A 15,381-nucleotide genomic window follows, 5' to 3' on the forward strand; every position below is an offset into this window, starting at 1 on the left:
GCCGTGGACCCATCCCTGGGGGCTTGGTGAAAACATCCCTGTTTTCAACAATTGCTCCAGCCTGACAGCCGGCGGGCTCGTTCTGACTCCAGTGTGGTGATGAGCTTTGAGTGTTTTTTCGAGCCGGCAACGAGAATCTCTAAGCGAAGCGTGGCGACAGGCTTGAGCCGACCGTGCGATGACAGGGATGTCATCGACGAGCTTACAGGGAGGTACTTGCAGCGTGTCGGCGCAGGCCTGTCGGCTCGCGGTAGCTGACTCCTTTTCGCAGCGAGCAGACTCTTTTCGGATGCAGGGCTCGCGCCTGATAATCCGGAACCTGTCGCCCACCAGCTGTCAGGCTTGCGCAAGACGCCGTGAACCCATCCCTGGGGGCTTGGTAAGACGTCCCTGTTTTCAACACTTGCTCCAGCCTGATAGCCGGCGGGCTTGGTCGCGCATCGACGAGCTTACAGGGACGTACTTGCAGCGTGTCGGCGCAGCCCTGCCGGCTCGCGGTAGCTGACTCCTTTTCGCAGCGAGCAGACTCTTTTCGGATGCAGGGCTCGCGCCTGATAATCCGGAGCCTGCCGCCCACCAGCTGTCAGGCTTGCGCAAGACGCCGTGGACCCATCCCTGGGGGCTTGGCGAAAACATCCCTGTTTTCAACACTTGCTCCAGCCTGACAGCCGGCGGGCTCGTTCTGACTTCAGTGTGATGTTGAGATTTGAATCCGTTTTTTGATCCGGTAACGGCAATTTCCGGGCGAAGCGTGGCGACAGGGCTGAGTCGACTGTTGCGGTAGCGGGCCCGTAATCGAAACGCCGCTAGGCTAAACGCTCAGTCCGTGCTGCCATGATTACATCGTTGCGATGCACGCCGCGCAAAGTATGCGTCCACCAGCTTACTGTCACTTTGCCCCATTCAGTCAGTAACGCCGGGTGGTGATTCTCTTGCTCCGCGAGTTCTCCGACTCGGTTGGTAAATGCCAGGGCACTGGCGAAATCGGCGAATTTGAACGTCTTTTCTATCCGCGGAATGTCTGTTGAACGGTTGATGGTCCAGCCGTCCAGGTTGCTGGTAAGCGACTCGAGGGCGGCTGGTTCCAGCGCTGTCTGGTCGCCATGGGTGAGGGGTTCGTCTGCCAGGGTGCTCATAGGGTTCTCCACAGGTTCAGGTTTGATTGCGTTCGCACGAAGCAAGCTGACCTGAGCTTAGCAGCTGGATGTAGGCTGGGGTGCGAGGTCCAAACCGGAACAGTTGCCCTTGCAGCGCGCCGACAGCTGTGACTGTTTCGGTGTGATGGACGCGTTTACAATGCTCGGGAAAATTTCTCCTCCCCGTTCTATCTGATCCGAGTTCTCCCCATGCACGTTTCGTCCGGTCGCTGGTTGTACGGTTTCGTTTTGGCGTTGACTACCACCACGCTGTGGGGCGTGTTGCCGATCATGCTCAAGCAGGTATTGCAGGGCATGGATGCCTTTACTGTCAGCTGGTTCAGAATGTGCAGCGCGGGCATCGTCCTGTTCATCTGGCTTGCAGCGCAGCGTCGTTTACCCTCGGTTCGGGCTCTCTCGGTCACCAACCGCTGGCTGCTGGTCGTGGCTATTCTTGGTCTGGCATTTAATTACATCTTGTACGTCATGGGTCTGAGCCGACTTACGCCGGGCACCATGCAGCTGATGATCCAGAGCGCACCGGTTATGTTGATGTTGGGCAGCATGGTAATTTTCAAAGAGCGCTTTGGTGTGGGTCAGGTAATCGGTCTGATCACGCTTTCCCTCGGCTTTGTGCTGTTTTTCAACCAGCGGCTGGAAGAGCTGTTTACCCAGCTGAGCAGCTATACCCTGGGGATACTGCTCACTCTCGGCGCCGCTTTCACCTGGGCGCTATACGGATTGGCGCAAAAACAGCTGCTTACCGTGTGGTCATCGGTGACAGTGATGATGGTGATCTATCTGGCCTGTGCAGTGTTGATCTTTCCACTGGCTTCGCCGTTGCAGGTATTGGAGCTGAGCACCCTGCAACTCTGGATGCTGCTTGGTTGCTGTCTGAATACATTGATCGCCTATGGCGCCTTCGCTGAAGCGCTGAGCCACTGGGAAGCTTCACGGGTAAGCGCCACCGTGGCTACCACGCCGCTGTTCACCTTCAGCATGGTTGCGCTCGGGGCGATGATCTGGCCCGGCGTGATCGAGCCTGAGTTATTGAACAGTCTGGCTTACGTCGGCGCCTTGCTGGTGGTGGGCGGCTCGGCACTGATCGCCCTGGCGCCGAGCCTGATCCAGAATCTGAAGAATCGCCGCCTGCGTCGGCTGTCCGTTACGCCTCCGCCGGCGTCCTAGGGTCTGTTCCCGTTTCGTTGCGAGCCGCGTTGCTGTGTCAAATGGCGCCAGGCAAGGCGCGGGACGCAGGTAATGATTGTTCCCTTGCCAAGTCCCGCAACGCTGCATGGCGTCATTTGCCACGCAACCCGAAGGGACGGGGTCCGTTTAGCGCAGCACTGCGTTACTCGTCGCTCATTTGGAACAACCAAATTTCACTCCTCGCGCCTTGTTCTGCGCCAAACGGGCCTCCGTCGCGGCCGCTACGAAACGGGAACAGACCCTAGCCTTATTCGCTGTGGTCGCCGAGCATCTGCTCCGGCCGCACCGCTTCGTCGAAGGCTTTTTCGTCGAGGTAGCCGAGTTGCAGCGCTGCCTGCTTTAATGTCGAGCCTTCCTTGTACGCTTTCTTGGCAATGTCCGCGGCTTTGTCGTAACCAATTACCGGATTCAGCGCGGTGACCAGCATCAGGCTGTTATCCAGATGCTCTCGCATGCGCTGTTCGTCTGGCTCCACACCTTCCAGGCAGTTGCGGCGGAAGCTGTCGCAGCCGTCGGTGAGCAGCCGGATCGATTGCAGAAGGGTATGGATGATCACCGGTTTGAATACGTTCAGCTGCAATTGACCGTTACTTGCAGCGATGCCGAGGGTCACATCGTTACCCTGAATCTGGCAGGCGATCATGGATAGCGCTTCGCACTGGGTCGGGTTGACCTTGCCCGGCATGATGGAGCTGCCGGGTTCGTTGGCTGGTAGCCGCAACTCAGCAAACCCTGCCCGGGGGCCACTGCCCAACAGGCGAAAGTCATTGGCCAGTTTCATCAATGTGACGGCCAGCTGTTTGCAGGCAGCGTGCAGCTGAACCAGGGGTTCATGACCGGTGAGCGCAGCGAATTTATTATCCGCGCTGGTGAAGGGCAGCCCGCTGAGGCTGGCGACTTCTTCGGCAAACAAGCTTGCAAAGCGCGGCGGAGTATTCAGGCCGGTGCCGACGGCTGTGCCGCCCTGGGCCAGCGTATAAACCTGCGGTAATGCTGCGTTTACGGCCTGTAAACCCATGTCCAGCTGCGCCACGAAGGCCGACAGTTCCTGGCCGAAGGTCACTGGCGTCGCATCCATCATGTGCGTGCGACCGATCTTGATCAGCCGGGCGTGACGTTCAGCTTGCGTGTGCAGTTCGTCGCGCAGGGCGGTCACGGCGGGGACCAGTTTTTCGCGTGTTTCGATTGCTGCCGCGATGTGCATGGCACTGGGAAAGGTGTCGTTGGAGCTTTGCGACTTGTTCACGTGATCGTTTGGATGCACCGGCTGTTTGCCGCCGAGGGGCTGGCCGGCAAGCTCGTTCGCGCGGTTGGCAATGACTTCGTTGATATTCATATTGCTCTGTGTGCCGCTGCCCGTCTGCCAGACCGATAGCGGGAAATGCTCGCCCAGTTCTCCGCTGAGCACGTCGTCTGCGGCCTGTTCAATCAAGCCTGCGATCTGTTCGTCAAGGTTGCCAAGCTGCCGGTTGCTGCGCGCCGCTGCCTTTTTTACCAACGCGAGCGCATGCACGACTGCAGGCGGCATCCGTTCTTCACCGATAGCGAAGTTCTGTAGCGAGCGCTGAGTCTGGGCGCCCCAATAGCGATCCGCGGGCACCTCTATGTCACCCATGCTGTCTGATTCTGTACGCGTGTTCATGTGAGTCTCCGCGAGTGGTGAATATTGAATATCGCTGCCAGTATAGAAGTTACCGTTACTCTCCTATGTGTGGACACGTCATGCGCGCATTCGTTATCGGTTGGGTTTGCTGGATGGGTTTGGCGTCGGCTGCTGCAGCCGACGAGGCGTCGCATCGTGCCAGTGCCGAACGCTTTCTCAAGCTTGCCAAGGCTGAAAGCATGACCAATACCGTATACGAGCAGGTCGACGATTTGATGGCCGCCCAATTTGCACGCATGGGCGGCTCGATGCAAACCGAACACGTGCTGCGTGAGTATCAGGATAAAGCCAGGCTTGAACTGGACAAGGAGCTGACCTGGGATGCCATGCGCGACGAGATGATCGCCCTCTATACATCGGTGTTTACCGAGCACGAACTTGGCCAGTTATCCGATTTTTACGAGTCCAGGGTCGGCACCAAGTTAATGGTGTACCTACCCGAGCTGACCCGCGAGTCGATGGCGTTTACCCGTGAGCGGGTGCAGGGGAGAGTGGCTCCGCGCATAGAGGTCCTGATCGACCAGATGGAAGAAGCGATCATGGCGAAGCAGACGGACCAGCGCTAAGCCAGCTAGAATCTGCCCGACAACTGACAGGAGAACGACAATGGGCAGCACACAAGCCGCACTTGAACAGGCCATGCAAAGGCTGGCGCCAGAGCATCTGGAGCTGACCAACGAAAGCTATATGCACAGCGTGCCGCCGGGTTCGGAGTCGCATTTCAAAGCCGTGATCGTCAGCGCCGAGTTCGAGGAGCTGAATGCCGTCAAGCGGCACCAGATGGTGTATCGCAGTCTCGGCGACCTGATGCAGCAGATCCATGCGCTGGCGCTGCATACCTATAGCCCGGACGAATGGGCCGCACGGCAACAGGCCCCCGACTCACCGAACTGCATGGGCGGAAGCAAGGCAGACAAGGACTGATCCGCCTTGGGGCGTAGCGCGCCCGCGCTACGCCGAACCTCACAGCGAGCCAGAAGCTTGCCGTTGAGTCCGAACGCGGCTCGAGGCACAGCCTGGGGGTGTAGCGCGCCTGCGCTACGCCGAACCTTACCGCGGGCCAGAAGCTTGCCGTTGAGTCCGAACGCGGCTCGAGGCACAGCCTGGGGGTGTAGCGCGCCTGCGCTACGCCGAACCTCACCGAGAGCTAGAAGCTTGCCGCTAAGCAGGCGGCCATCAGCCTTCTGGTATTTCAAGCGATTCTGTTGCCGCAGCATCTTTGCTAGAATCGCGCCCCGAACCAGGTACGCCCTTTACGTGGGCGACTACTGAATATATGAGGCACGCATGTCCCAGGTTGTTGTTGTGGCGCTGTACAAGTTCGTCACGCTCGAAAATTATCAGGATCTCCGCCAGCCCCTGCTCGAAACCCTCACGCACCACGGCGTGAAAGGTACGCTCCTGCTCGCCCGTGAGGGGGTCAATGGCACTATCGCCGGCTCCCGCGAAGGCATGGAGGCGGTACTGGACTGGCTGCGCAGTGATCCGCGACTCAGCGATCTCGACTACAAGGAATCGGTGTGTGAAGAAATGCCGTTCTACCGTACCAAGGTCAAGCTGAAGAAAGAGATCGTCACGCTGGGCGTTCCGGGCGTCAGCCCCAACGAGAAAGTCGGCACCTATGTCGAGCCGCAGGACTGGAACGCGCTGATCAGCGATCCTGAAGTGCTGTTGGTGGACACGCGCAATGACTATGAAGTATCAATTGGCACCTTCGAAGGTGCGGTTGACCCCGAGACCAAAACCTTTCGCGAATTTCCCGAATACGTTAAGCAGAATTTTGATCCGACCCGGCACAAGAAGGTCGCGATGTTCTGTACCGGCGGGATTCGCTGTGAGAAAGCGTCCAGCTATATGCTGCAGCAGGGTTTTGACGAGGTGTTCCACCTCAAGGGCGGCATTCTCAAGTATTTCGAAGAAGTGCCCGCAGAGCAGAGCAAGTGGAACGGCGAGTGTTTTGTCTTCGACAATCGCGTGACCGTACGCCATGACTTGGCGCCGGGCTCCTATGACCAGTGCCACGCCTGCCGCCACCCCGTTTCAGCGGAGGAGAAAGCCTCTCCGCAGTATGAAGAAGGCGTCAGCTGCCCGCGGTGCTACGATAGCCTGCCGGAGAAGACACGGCGCCGGGCCGAAGAGCGTCAGCGTCAGATTCATCTCGCGCGGATCCGCAACCAGCCGCATCCTATCGGATTGCCCAAGGAGCAGGCCTCTCCGAACGCGGGAGAATCCTGACCTCGCTTGCAGTCGCAGGTTTATGGCGAGATAAGTTGCCTTGCCTGCGGCTGTCGCAGGCTCAATGTTCCAATGGAGAGCGCCATGTCCCAGCGGCTGATTTACGTAATGGATCCAATGTGTTCCTGGTGCTGGGGTTTCGCACCGGTAATGGAGCAGATCCAGCAGCTCGCGCCAGACGTGCCGGTTCACTTTGTAGCGGGCGGCCTGCGCCCCGGTCGTGGCGAAACCCTGAATGACAGCGGCAGGGCGGCGCTTGCCGAGCATTGGCAGGCTGTCGCGTCCGTTTCAGGTCAGCCATTCGCTACGCCTGACGAGCTCCCACCCGGGTTTCAATACAACACCGAGCCGGTATGCCGGGCGTTAGTGGTGGGGCGAGAGCTCGATGTCGACAGGTTGGGGCTGCTGATCAGCCATATTCAAATGGCCTTCTATACGCGTGCTGATGACGTGGGGCAGATATCGGTTCTGATGGATCTGGCCGAGCAGGCTGGTTATGACCGCAACGCGTTCAGCCAGGCTTATGATGCCGAGATGACCCGCGCCGCGCTCGCCGCCGACGTTTCATGGACGCGCGATCTGGGCATTGCCGGTTTCCCGACATTGCTGGCACAACGCGACGGCGCGCTGGCCTTGCTGACCAATGGTTACCAATCGGCTGACGCGGTGCTGCCATTGTTCCAGCGCTGGCTGGCGGCGGGTCAGAACGCTTGATGGCGACTGCGACTCACCTGGCGCTGCATGCGCTGGTCCCACTCGCTGTGGCATTGATTTTCTTCCGGCAGCAGTGGGGCCGGGCATGGGTCATCATGTTGCTGACAATGCTGGTCGATGTGGACCATCTGCTCGCTGAGCCGATTTTCGCCGCAAACCGTTGTTCAATCGGCTTCCATCCTCTGCATACCTATACCGCTATCACCGGCTATCTGCTGTTGTCGCTGTGGAGCGTCACCCGACTCGTGGGAATCGGACTGCTGATTCACATGCTGCTCGACGCCAGCGATTGCTGGCGCATGGCGGGCTTTCCTCTACCCTGAGACGGGCGTCTTCGTCGGCAGCGGCCAGGCGGCTGGCTCGGCCAGAACGTTTCCCTGTATGCCGTCGAAACCGAGCGCTTTGAGAGCGTCCAGCTCACCGGTGGTTTGTACCTGCTCCGCGATGACCGGCAGCTGCAGATGATTGGCCATGCGTATCAGCATTTCCAGATAAAGCTTCTTGTCCGGCTCAACATCCAGATCGCGACTAAAACTGCTGTCGGCTTTCACATATTGCAGATCCGTAGACTGCAGTTCGCCCAACAGTGCCGGGGTATGCCCGAAGTGTTGTAGTGCGAGTCCACCCCCGGCTTTTGCAATCTCCTCGGAAAAAGTGCGCAGGACGGCTCCGTCCGGATGGTAGCGAGCATCAACTTCGATGCTCAGCAGTCCTTTTGCCAGAGCATGCTGCTGCAGCGCAGCGCAGAAGCTTCGTCGTGATTGAGGGGTCGCCAGGGTCTCGGGGGTAATGCTGATGGCCACGGGGCCGGGGTGCGCGGCGAGTTGATTGGCTGCCATCCCAAGCACACAGAGGTCGAAGGCTTCGCCCAGGCCAAGCCGCCTTACCCAGGGGAGAAACCGGGCGGCGGGAAGCATGGAGCCATCGGGCTCAGCCAGGCGGACAAGAAGCTTGTAATGCAGTATGGCCGTTGAGGTTCCGGAGCTGAACACAGGCTGGAACAAGGCGTGTAACGCTTTCTGCGCAATGGCCGCGTCGAGGCGGGCCTGCCAGGCATGCTCGCCGCTTGCCGGTTGTGTTGTCGATGGGTCCGCCAGAACATGGCCGGGCTGGAGTTGTCCGGCCAACCACAGTGATTCCGCCAGGGCCTGTGCGACCCGCCCCATGATTATTTGGGGCGTATCAGCGGAGCGGTATACGGCAATGCCGAGCGCTGCTGGCTCGCCGGCGGCGGGGGGCTGGGGCAACAGTTCCGTTATCAGGTTTGTGAGCTCAGTTACCAGGGGCTGCAATTCCTCCCGCGTCGTGTCGGGCGCCAGTATCAGGAATTCACCGCCGCGTGACCGACTGCACAGCCAGTCAGGTTGCCTGGTTTGCCAGCGCTGCAGAGGTGCTGCGAATGCTTGCAGCAGGGCATCGGTATGTTCGGCCCCCGATTGCTGGTTGATGGTCTCAAGATCATGCAGTCGTAGCGCCAGAACATGACCCGCCGGCGACTCGGCGTGTGTCGCGGCTGCGAGCGCCTGGCCGAAGGCGACCCGGTTCGGCAGCCCGGTAAGGGGATCATGATAGGCCTGTTGGCGGTATTCCTCTGCGCGTGCTGATTCCTGTGCAAACAGCGTTTTCAGCCGTTCCGCCATCTGGTTCATGGCGGCCGCCACGGGCTGGAGTTCGATTGCGCGGGGGATGATGGGATTGATTTGATAGTCGCGGCGGCTGATCGCCTGGGCTTGCAGCGCGATCGAATGCAGAGGCTGAAGTTGACGTTTGAGCAGCAGGGTGCACAACAGACCACTGATCACCGCGCACACGCACAGCCAGGCAAGAATGCTCAGCGCGCTTTCCCAGAAACTGTCGAGCGCCGCCTGCGGGTGGCTGAGCACGTCGACCTGTGCAGCCTGCTGCCAGCCGTCCATGACCGTGGCGCTGCCCGGTTGCGGCTGGATATCAGCCAGCCGACTGAACCAGGCGGGTGCGGTTGTATCTGTCGTTGCCTGATAGCGCTCGGCAAGGATCTGACCGCTATCAAGAGACGAGACACGGATGCGTGCGAAGTGCCCGCTGTCGAACATGGCGCTGATCATCAGCTCCACCATCGCTTGATCGCGGATGTTCGGCCCAAGTGACAGCCCCAGCGAAGTGGCTGCGTCCTGCGCATGGGAGCCGAGCTGCAGACGGAGCTGGTGGCGTGCATTATCGAGACTGATGACGAAGCTGCCGCCGACGGCGATCAGCAGAAACAGGCAGATCGCCAGGGTCAATTGCCGGACCAGGGATGTGTTCATTGTGCTGTCCTTAGGGTCATATCGAAGCCCTCGTCGCGCATTTTCCTTGCCAGATCCTGCCACTGGGGCAGGTTCCGGGACGATCCGACACGGCGGTCACTCACCTTGCCGGGCAACCATAAACCCTGTGAGTTGAAACTGTATACCGGCAGCAGATCGCTGCGCCGGGAGGCAGGCAGGATGTTCCGCACCAGGTTATCCAGGATCAAGGGTTCGCTGAGTGGCGTCGGGTAGTAGCTGAGCACCATATGTGCCTGGTCCAGTTTCAACGACTTGACGTAGGTGAGGCGTAATTGCTCGTCCGGCACGCCAAGCTTGAGCAGGCTGAAGTATTTGCTGATGGTGAAATCTTCACAGTCGGCTGAGCCGTTCACCAGCGATTCGACGGGCGTCGCCCAGTAATCGGCCTCGCCCCAGATTACCCTGTCATCGGCAAAAAACAGCTGCGCATTAAAAAATCGGTTAACGGCGTCCAGCTGCGCCTCGGTGCCGGTAAGCTTCTGTTGATCAAGCAAGGCATGCCAGGCCTGCAGTCGCTTGCGTGCGGCGCGGTCCGGCTCGTAGAGCTCGTTTGTCTGCTGCATGATCCGCGTCATATCCCAGCCATGCGCAAGGCCTGACGCGCAGAACAACAGCAGCATCAGAAGCGGTCGGATAATCGTCAGAGACGAGCGCAACGGTCGAGATAGTTGGGGTAGAAATGGGGGCTGGCGCAGCGAGAGGGTGCCCGCCCGTCCGGCGAGCGAAGCAGCGAACAGCGCTGCTTCGTGCACCAGATGCAACCGGCGATCAGTGCCGCGGTGCGAGCAGGGCGGGTTTGGGCTTGTCTTCGGGTGCGTGGAACAACAGGAACAGTTGAGTAAGCACCTCTGGAATGTGCTCCATCATGTCTCCAACCATGTCCTGGTCGCTGGCGATCTCGGCGAATTCCGGCTGGTCATCAAACAGACCCGAGCCGACCATGATCGGCAACAACAGCTCGCTGACGATTTCCTCTTCCTGGTCGAACCAGTCTTCTTCACGCAGGAACACGCCTTCAAGAAAGCCGACGCACCAGCTGCGCAAATCCGAATAATCCGGCTCATCACCCAGCGATAACTCACAGGGTGGCTCCAAATCTTCGTCGCTGGCCAGTTCCCGGCTGATGTGAGCCTTGAGCGCGCGCAGAGTACCTTCAATATCCTGTTTCTGGGCGTCGTCTGTGTAATTGGGCTCTTCGGAAAAAAGCTCGGAAATCCATTCTTCCTCGGACACCTCGACGGGGCTGATACACAGGGCAGTCAGGAAGCCATGCCCGGCCTGGTAATCGAGCGCTTCGTCATGAAGATCATCCGCATCCAGAAACTGCTGCAGGCGGTCGAGTTGATCAGCGAAGGACATGGGACACCTCATCATTAATAGTGCTGGCATTGTACTCATGCTACCGCTTAATACCAACGGATTAGCTGCCGTGCGGGCTACGTATTTCGAAGCCCCCTGGACTCTATCCGATTGTAGGCAATAGAGCGCGCAATGGCCTGATATAATCCGGGGCCGACGGGCCGCGAAGGTTTGTCGTTCTGTCAAAAACACAAAGGTCGCAGCAACAGACCTTGGGAGAGACATGCGCGAGCAAGCGTTGGAGCGGCTGCAGGAAGTTTTCGGTTACGCGGAATTTCGTGGACAGCAGGCGGATATCATCGAGCAGGTAGCACGCGGCGGGGACGCGCTGGTCCTGATGCCCACCGGTGGCGGCAAGTCGCTTTGCTACCAGGTCCCGGGTATGTTGCGGGCCGGACTGACAGTGGTGGTGTCACCTTTGATTGCCTTGATGGATGATCAGGTCGCCACGCTCAATGAACTGGGGCTGAAAGCGGCTGCGCTGAACTCGACACTCGATGAGCAGGCCCAGCGCGATATCGCCAACAGCCTGCGGCGGGGCGAGATGGATTATCTCTATCTGGCGCCCGAGCGCCTGCTCAAGCCGCGCACGCTCAACTTCCTGCAAAGCCTTGATATCGCGTTGTTTGCCATCGATGAAGCGCACTGCGTATCGCAATGGGGCCACGACTTCCGGCCGGAATATCTGCAGCTCGGGCAACTGGCTGAACTCTTTCCCGACGTGCCGCGCATAGCGCTTACTGCGACCGCAGATGAGCGCACCCGGCAGGAGATCCAGCAAAGACTGAAGCTTGAACAGGCCGCCTGCTTCGTTTCCGGATTCGATCGACCGAACATCTTCTATCGCATCGTCGCCAAGGATAAGCCCCGCCAGCAGTTGCAGAGCTTTCTCTCTGGCCATCGCGGCAATGCCGGCATCGTCTATTGCCTGTCGCGCAAAAAGGTCGAGGACACGGCGCACTGGCTCAGCGAGCAAGGCTGGCCCGCGCTGCCTTATCACGCCGGGCTGTCAGCGGAGTTGCGTGCCTTCAATCAGAAGCGCTTCCTCAACGAGGAGGGGCTGATCATGGTCGCGACCATTGCCTTTGGTATGGGCATCGACAAATCCAATGTGCGCTTCGTGGCGCACATGGATCTGCCCAAAAGCATTGAGGCCTATTATCAGGAAACCGGCCGGGCAGGGCGCGACGGCCTGGCAGCGGACGCCTGGATGGCCTATGGGCTGCAGGACGTGCTGACCCTGAATCAGTTTCTGGCCAATTCCGATGGCGACGAACGTCACAAACGCATCGAGCGCCACAAGCTGGACGCAATGCTGGCACTCTGTGAACTCACGAGCTGCCGGCGCAAATCGCTGTTGAGTTACTTCGGCGATCAGCTTGAGCAGCCCTGCGGTCACTGCGACAACTGTGTTGAGGAGGTGGCTACCTGGGACGGCAGTGAAGCCGCGCGCATGGCCCTGTCGACCATCTATCGTAGCGGCCAGCGGTATGGCGTGGGTCACCTGGTGGATATTCTGCTTGGCCGCGATAACGAGAAGATTCGCACCGCCGGTCATCAGCATCTGTCGACCTACGGCATTGGCAAGCATCTGGCCGAGCAGGAGTGGCGCTCGGTATTTCGACAGCTGCTCGCACGCGGGCTGGCGGAGATCGATCTGGATGGCTTCGGTAGCCTGCGTTTAACCGATGCCTGCCGGCCGCTGCTACGCGGTGAGGAAACGCTGGCGCTGCGCAAGGATGTAGCCCGCGCGACGCCGTCCCCTGGCCGATATGCCGACAAGCCGGTAATCGCCGAGGCGGACAAGCCGCTGTGGGAGCAATTGCGAGCCTTGCGCAAACGTCTGGCCGAATCCCACGGTGTACCGCCCTACGTGATCTTCCCGGACTCGACGCTGGTGGATATGCTGCGCCAGCGCCCGGCCTCGCTGCAGGACATGGGGCTGGTCAGCGGCATCGGCTCCCACAAGCTGGAGCGTTACGGCGCGGACTTCCTGCAGGTCATGCTGGGCGATACGGACAAGACACCTGAGGCGCAGAATGCGCTCAACAAGGCGCAGGAAGCGCAGACGCTGGCATTGGCAGGCATGGGCGCGGAGCAGATTGCGCAGCAGCTCGGGCAGCCGGTGAAACAGGTGTACATGCAGCTGGCGCAGGCAATCAGCACCGGCCAGATAGAGCTGCATCACGCGATTGATTTGCCACCGATGCAGCTGCAGCGTATCCAGGACGCATTTCTCAACGAAGCCGAAGAAGACTTGCCGGGTGTGCGGACGCTGGCCAAGCAGCTGGACGAGCCGGTGGACGAGGGCATTCTGCACTGTATTCGTGCGGCGCTGATGCTGGAAATCGCTGGCTAGAAAAAAGCTACGTTCTCTGAAGAACGTAGCGAGCGAAGGTCAGGCAAGGCGAAATCCGACGAAAGAGCGGAGTTTACGTGTTGTAAATGAGCATCTTGAGGAGGATTTCAACGCAGCATGGCCGAGCGCAGTAGTTATTCAGAGGTTCCTAAAAGGTCTGGCCCAGACGCATGTACAAAGCACTCTCGCCTTCCTGATTGGATCCGATGCCGAAGAACAACGGTCCAAGGAAGGTATCCAGCCCCAGCAACAGGCTGCCAGCCCCTATGTAGCCTGTATCCAGACCATCGTCGTCCTTGTTATAGATCCGGCCGTACTCGAAACTGCCGCCGAGGTAGATCGGCATGTTTACTGGAAGGAAGGTGGTGGGATTGAGGCGACGGTAGTACACAAGCCGTGCCAGGTTGTAGTTCTGTCCGGCTACACCGCTTTGACGATAGCCTGAGAACATGCCGGGGCCGCCGAGCAGGAAACTGCTTTGGGCGATATCGACGTTGCTGTCGGTGCGCCCCAGAAAGCCTCCCAGTTGAAAACTGTTCGGACCGCTCGCAAAAGCCTTGTTATAGCGAAACTCAAGTTGCTGATAGCGTGAATCGGCACCCAGGTTCGGCTCAGATTGGCGCCAGATAAGCCGGCCCTCATCGCCGGAGCGGGGGAAGTTCACGTTATCCAGCGTGTCGCGATCAAGCTGCAGCGTGTAGAACCCTTCGGTGAAGCTGAATGACCGCAGCTCCGGGTCACCCACCCGTACCTTGGCTTCGCCTTCATAACGGGAAATTCCGAAGCGCACCTCGCCGTGGGTGGAAATTTGCCTGCCGATGTTCAATCCTGCGCCATAACGCACCTGACGGTAATCGACCACCGGATCGCCATCGGAGAGCACTTCGATATTGCGCGATTCGGCATCGATAAAGGGCGCGACGAAATAGCGCGAACCGTAATCCAGTGGTTGGTAAAACTCGCTGTAAACCAGTTGGCGTTCGCCCACTTGTAGCCGGGTCAGCCATTCTGCACCTAGCGGATTCACCCCGTTTACCCGAAAGCTCGCGCCGATATTGAACTGGCTTCCGCCGCGGAAATCGTCTTCCAGATTCAGCCCCAGACGCAGGTAGTCCGTCCCGGTCTGGCGCCCACTGGTACGTATCAGCAGCGTATTGCTGGTGTCGCCGTGTACCACCTCGTAATTGACCCGGCTGAAGTAGTCGGTGCCATAGATAGTGCCCATGTCCTTTTCCAGGCGCTCAAGGTTCAATGGCTGGCCAATCTCCTGACGGATCATGTTGCGCACGACCTGATCCGCCACTATTCCGCTGTTTATGACCTTGATCTCGTCGATAACCGGTCTGCGTTGCGGCCGGACCGTGGCCATGTTTCCGCCTGGTCGGGTCTCGGAAGCCGGAGCGGAAAATGCCAATACCTCGCTGGTTTCAGGCAGACTGCGTTCACCTGCGGCGATCGCATCCGCCACTTCTGCAAAGCTGCTGAAGCCGATATCGCCCAGCTCCGGCTGTAGCAGTAGATCCTGCGGTCCCAAGGTCGCGAGCTGTTCTTCGGTGTTGCGGCGAGTGAGCAGGGTCGTGGTCTGATCCATGATATCAATGATGGTTTCCAGCTCATCCGTCGAGCGCAGCGGAGTACCGATATCCACCACGATGAGTCGATCGACGCCCATCTCGCGGGCGACATCCACCGGCACGTTCTTCGACAGCACACCATCAACCAGCAGCCTGCCATCCACGGTTACCGGAGCGAAAAAGCCGGGAATGGCAATGCTCGCGCGGATTGCGAGCGGCAGATGGCCCTCATCGAAGATGACCGCTTCACCTGTTGCGATATCGGTCGCGACCGCGCGGAAGGGAATGGGCAGGCGATCGAAGTCGTCGATATCGTTGGTATGTACCAATAGCGTTTCGAGGATCAGACCCAGATTCTGTCCCTGAAGAAAGCCGAGGGGAAAGCTCAGCCGCCCGCGATCGAAACTCAGACGTTGCTTGACCAGAAAATCGCGGTCGTCCTGTTTGCGGCGGAAGGGGATATCCTGACGCAAAGGCGTGTCGCTCAGAGCGTTCTGCCAGTCAGTCTCCAGTGCGATCTTTTCCAGCTCATCGGCACTATAGCCTGCCGCATACAGCCCGCCGATCACGGCGCCGAGACTGGTGCCCGCTATCGCGTGGATGGGTATGTTCAACTCTTCCAGCTGCTTCAGCACACCGATGTGTGCCATGCCCCGGGCGCCGCCCCCAGACAGCACCAGGCCGGTGCGCAGTTCTTCGGCATGACTCAGTGGGGTCAGCGCGACCAGTAGAAGAAGGGTGAAGCGTTTGAGCATGATATGGGGCCTGCGCCTAATCGATAAAGCTGGATCGCCGCGTATTGTATACGAGCCGCCGAAGGTCGCGT

General features: G+C 59.4%; 13 protein-coding genes. 7 read left to right on the forward strand and 6 right to left on the reverse strand.

From position 1 onward, the window contains the following. Nucleotides 1–806 precede the first annotated feature (806 nt). Nucleotides 807–1,136, reverse strand: coding sequence for a 4a-hydroxytetrahydrobiopterin dehydratase (locus G3M63_RS11745; RefSeq protein ID WP_163983244.1), 330 nt, complete (start codon nucleotides 1,134–1,136; stop codon nucleotides 807–809). A gap of 210 nt (nucleotides 1,137–1,346) precedes the next feature. On the opposite strand from G3M63_RS11745, the gene G3M63_RS11750 reads away from it, so the two are divergent. Then, nucleotides 1,347–2,324 (forward strand): DMT family transporter, encoded by a 978-nt coding sequence (locus G3M63_RS11750; RefSeq protein WP_150301035.1) that lies wholly within the window; start codon nucleotides 1,347–1,349, stop codon nucleotides 2,322–2,324. A gap of 268 nt (nucleotides 2,325–2,592) precedes the next feature. Here G3M63_RS11750 and fumC read toward each other — a convergent pair whose 3' ends face one another. After that, complete coding sequence (gene fumC / locus G3M63_RS11755) at nucleotides 2,593–3,987, reverse strand: class II fumarate hydratase (protein ID WP_163983245.1); 1,395 nt, start codon at nucleotides 3,985–3,987, stop codon at nucleotides 2,593–2,595. An 80-nt stretch (nucleotides 3,988–4,067) separates the two neighbouring features. On the opposite strand from fumC, the gene G3M63_RS11760 reads away from it, so the two are divergent. The 5 genes from G3M63_RS11760 (at nucleotide 4,068) to G3M63_RS11780 (ending at nucleotide 7,280) form a co-directional block, all read left to right on the forward strand. Beyond that, nucleotides 4,068–4,574, forward strand: a complete 507-nt coding sequence (locus G3M63_RS11760; RefSeq protein ID WP_163983246.1) for a DUF2059 domain-containing protein — start codon at nucleotides 4,068–4,070, stop codon at nucleotides 4,572–4,574. Nucleotides 4,575–4,614: 40 nt separating this feature from the next. Next, complete coding sequence (locus G3M63_RS11765) at nucleotides 4,615–4,932, forward strand: BolA family transcriptional regulator (protein ID WP_150301032.1); 318 nt, start codon at nucleotides 4,615–4,617, stop codon at nucleotides 4,930–4,932. 363 nt (nucleotides 4,933–5,295) lie between these two features. Further along, on the forward strand, nucleotides 5,296–6,243 hold the full coding sequence (locus tag G3M63_RS11770) for a rhodanese-related sulfurtransferase (protein ID WP_163983247.1): 948 nt from the start codon (nucleotides 5,296–5,298) through the stop codon (nucleotides 6,241–6,243). A gap of 84 nt (nucleotides 6,244–6,327) precedes the next feature. Further along, the gene (locus G3M63_RS11775) at nucleotides 6,328–6,957 is read left to right on the forward strand and encodes a DsbA family protein (protein ID WP_163983248.1); all 630 of its coding nucleotides are present in this window, start codon (nucleotides 6,328–6,330) and stop codon (nucleotides 6,955–6,957) included. Continuing rightward, nucleotides 6,957–7,280 carry a DUF6122 family protein gene (locus G3M63_RS11780; RefSeq protein ID WP_163983249.1) on the forward strand — a complete coding sequence of 108 codons (324 nt, stop codon included), beginning with the start codon at nucleotides 6,957–6,959 and terminating at the stop codon, nucleotides 7,278–7,280. The genes G3M63_RS11775 and G3M63_RS11780 overlap by 1 nt, the downstream gene beginning before the upstream one ends. Here the strand turns inward: G3M63_RS11780 and G3M63_RS11785 are convergent. The 3 genes from G3M63_RS11785 to G3M63_RS11795 form a co-directional block, all read right to left on the reverse strand. Then, nucleotides 7,272–9,242 carry an EAL domain-containing protein gene (locus G3M63_RS11785; protein ID WP_163983250.1) on the reverse strand — a complete coding sequence of 657 codons (1,971 nt, stop codon included), beginning with the start codon at nucleotides 9,240–9,242 and terminating at the stop codon, nucleotides 7,272–7,274. The two genes, G3M63_RS11780 and G3M63_RS11785, sit on opposite strands and share 9 nt — an antisense overlap. After that, nucleotides 9,239–9,826: a transglutaminase-like cysteine peptidase gene (locus G3M63_RS11790; RefSeq protein WP_256669798.1), complete on the reverse strand. Its 588-nt coding sequence runs from the start codon at nucleotides 9,824–9,826 to the stop codon at nucleotides 9,239–9,241. The genes G3M63_RS11785 and G3M63_RS11790 overlap by 4 nt, the downstream gene beginning before the upstream one ends. A 205-nt stretch (nucleotides 9,827–10,031) precedes the next feature. Continuing rightward, nucleotides 10,032–10,622 carry a UPF0149 family protein gene (locus G3M63_RS11795; RefSeq protein WP_163983251.1) on the reverse strand — a complete coding sequence of 197 codons (591 nt, stop codon included), beginning with the start codon at nucleotides 10,620–10,622 and terminating at the stop codon, nucleotides 10,032–10,034. 223 nt (nucleotides 10,623–10,845) lie between these two features. Between G3M63_RS11795 and recQ the strand changes: the two genes are divergently transcribed. Beyond that, on the forward strand, nucleotides 10,846–12,981 hold the full coding sequence (recQ, locus tag G3M63_RS11800) for a DNA helicase RecQ (RefSeq protein ID WP_163983252.1): 2,136 nt from the start codon (nucleotides 10,846–10,848) through the stop codon (nucleotides 12,979–12,981). Between the two features lie 148 nt (nucleotides 12,982–13,129). Here recQ and G3M63_RS11805 read toward each other — a convergent pair whose 3' ends face one another. After that, complete coding sequence (locus tag G3M63_RS11805) at nucleotides 13,130–15,310, reverse strand: patatin-like phospholipase family protein (RefSeq protein ID WP_150301025.1); 2,181 nt, start codon at nucleotides 15,308–15,310, stop codon at nucleotides 13,130–13,132. Nucleotides 15,311–15,381: the final 71 nt, after the last annotated feature.

It is taken from the genome of Pseudomonas sp. OIL-1 (genome assembly GCF_010669185.1).
GTDB lineage: Bacteria > Pseudomonadota > Gammaproteobacteria > Pseudomonadales > Pseudomonadaceae > Halopseudomonas > Halopseudomonas profundi.

What these genes read in the sequence shown, in the direction of transcription:
- G3M63_RS11805 (WP_150301025.1), bottom strand. Translation starts at nt 15,310, where the DNA reads ATGCTCAAACGCTTCACCCTTCTTCTACTGGTCGCGCTGACCCCACTG.
- G3M63_RS11785 (WP_163983250.1), bottom strand. Translation starts at nt 9,242, where the DNA reads ATGAACACATCCCTGGTCCGGCAATTGACCCTGGCGATCTGCCTGTTT.
- G3M63_RS11780 (WP_163983249.1), top strand. Translation starts at nt 6,957, where the DNA reads ATGGCGACTGCGACTCACCTGGCGCTGCATGCGCTGGTCCCACTCGCT.
- G3M63_RS11750 (WP_150301035.1), top strand. Translation starts at nt 1,347, where the DNA reads ATGCACGTTTCGTCCGGTCGCTGGTTGTACGGTTTCGTTTTGGCGTTG.
- G3M63_RS11790 (WP_256669798.1), bottom strand. Translation starts at nt 9,826, where the DNA reads ATGCAGCAGACAAACGAGCTCTACGAGCCGGACCGCGCCGCACGCAAG.
- G3M63_RS11760 (WP_163983246.1), top strand. Translation starts at nt 4,068, where the DNA reads ATGCGCGCATTCGTTATCGGTTGGGTTTGCTGGATGGGTTTGGCGTCG.
- G3M63_RS11770 (WP_163983247.1), top strand. Translation starts at nt 5,296, where the DNA reads ATGTCCCAGGTTGTTGTTGTGGCGCTGTACAAGTTCGTCACGCTCGAA.
- G3M63_RS11745 (WP_163983244.1), bottom strand. Translation starts at nt 1,136, where the DNA reads ATGAGCACCCTGGCAGACGAACCCCTCACCCATGGCGACCAGACAGCG.
- G3M63_RS11775 (WP_163983248.1), top strand. Translation starts at nt 6,328, where the DNA reads ATGTCCCAGCGGCTGATTTACGTAATGGATCCAATGTGTTCCTGGTGC.
- recQ (WP_163983252.1), top strand. Translation starts at nt 10,846, where the DNA reads ATGCGCGAGCAAGCGTTGGAGCGGCTGCAGGAAGTTTTCGGTTACGCG.
- G3M63_RS11765 (WP_150301032.1), top strand. Translation starts at nt 4,615, where the DNA reads ATGGGCAGCACACAAGCCGCACTTGAACAGGCCATGCAAAGGCTGGCG.
- G3M63_RS11795 (WP_163983251.1), bottom strand. Translation starts at nt 10,622, where the DNA reads ATGTCCTTCGCTGATCAACTCGACCGCCTGCAGCAGTTTCTGGATGCG.
- fumC (WP_163983245.1), bottom strand. Translation starts at nt 3,987, where the DNA reads ATGAACACGCGTACAGAATCAGACAGCATGGGTGACATAGAGGTGCCC.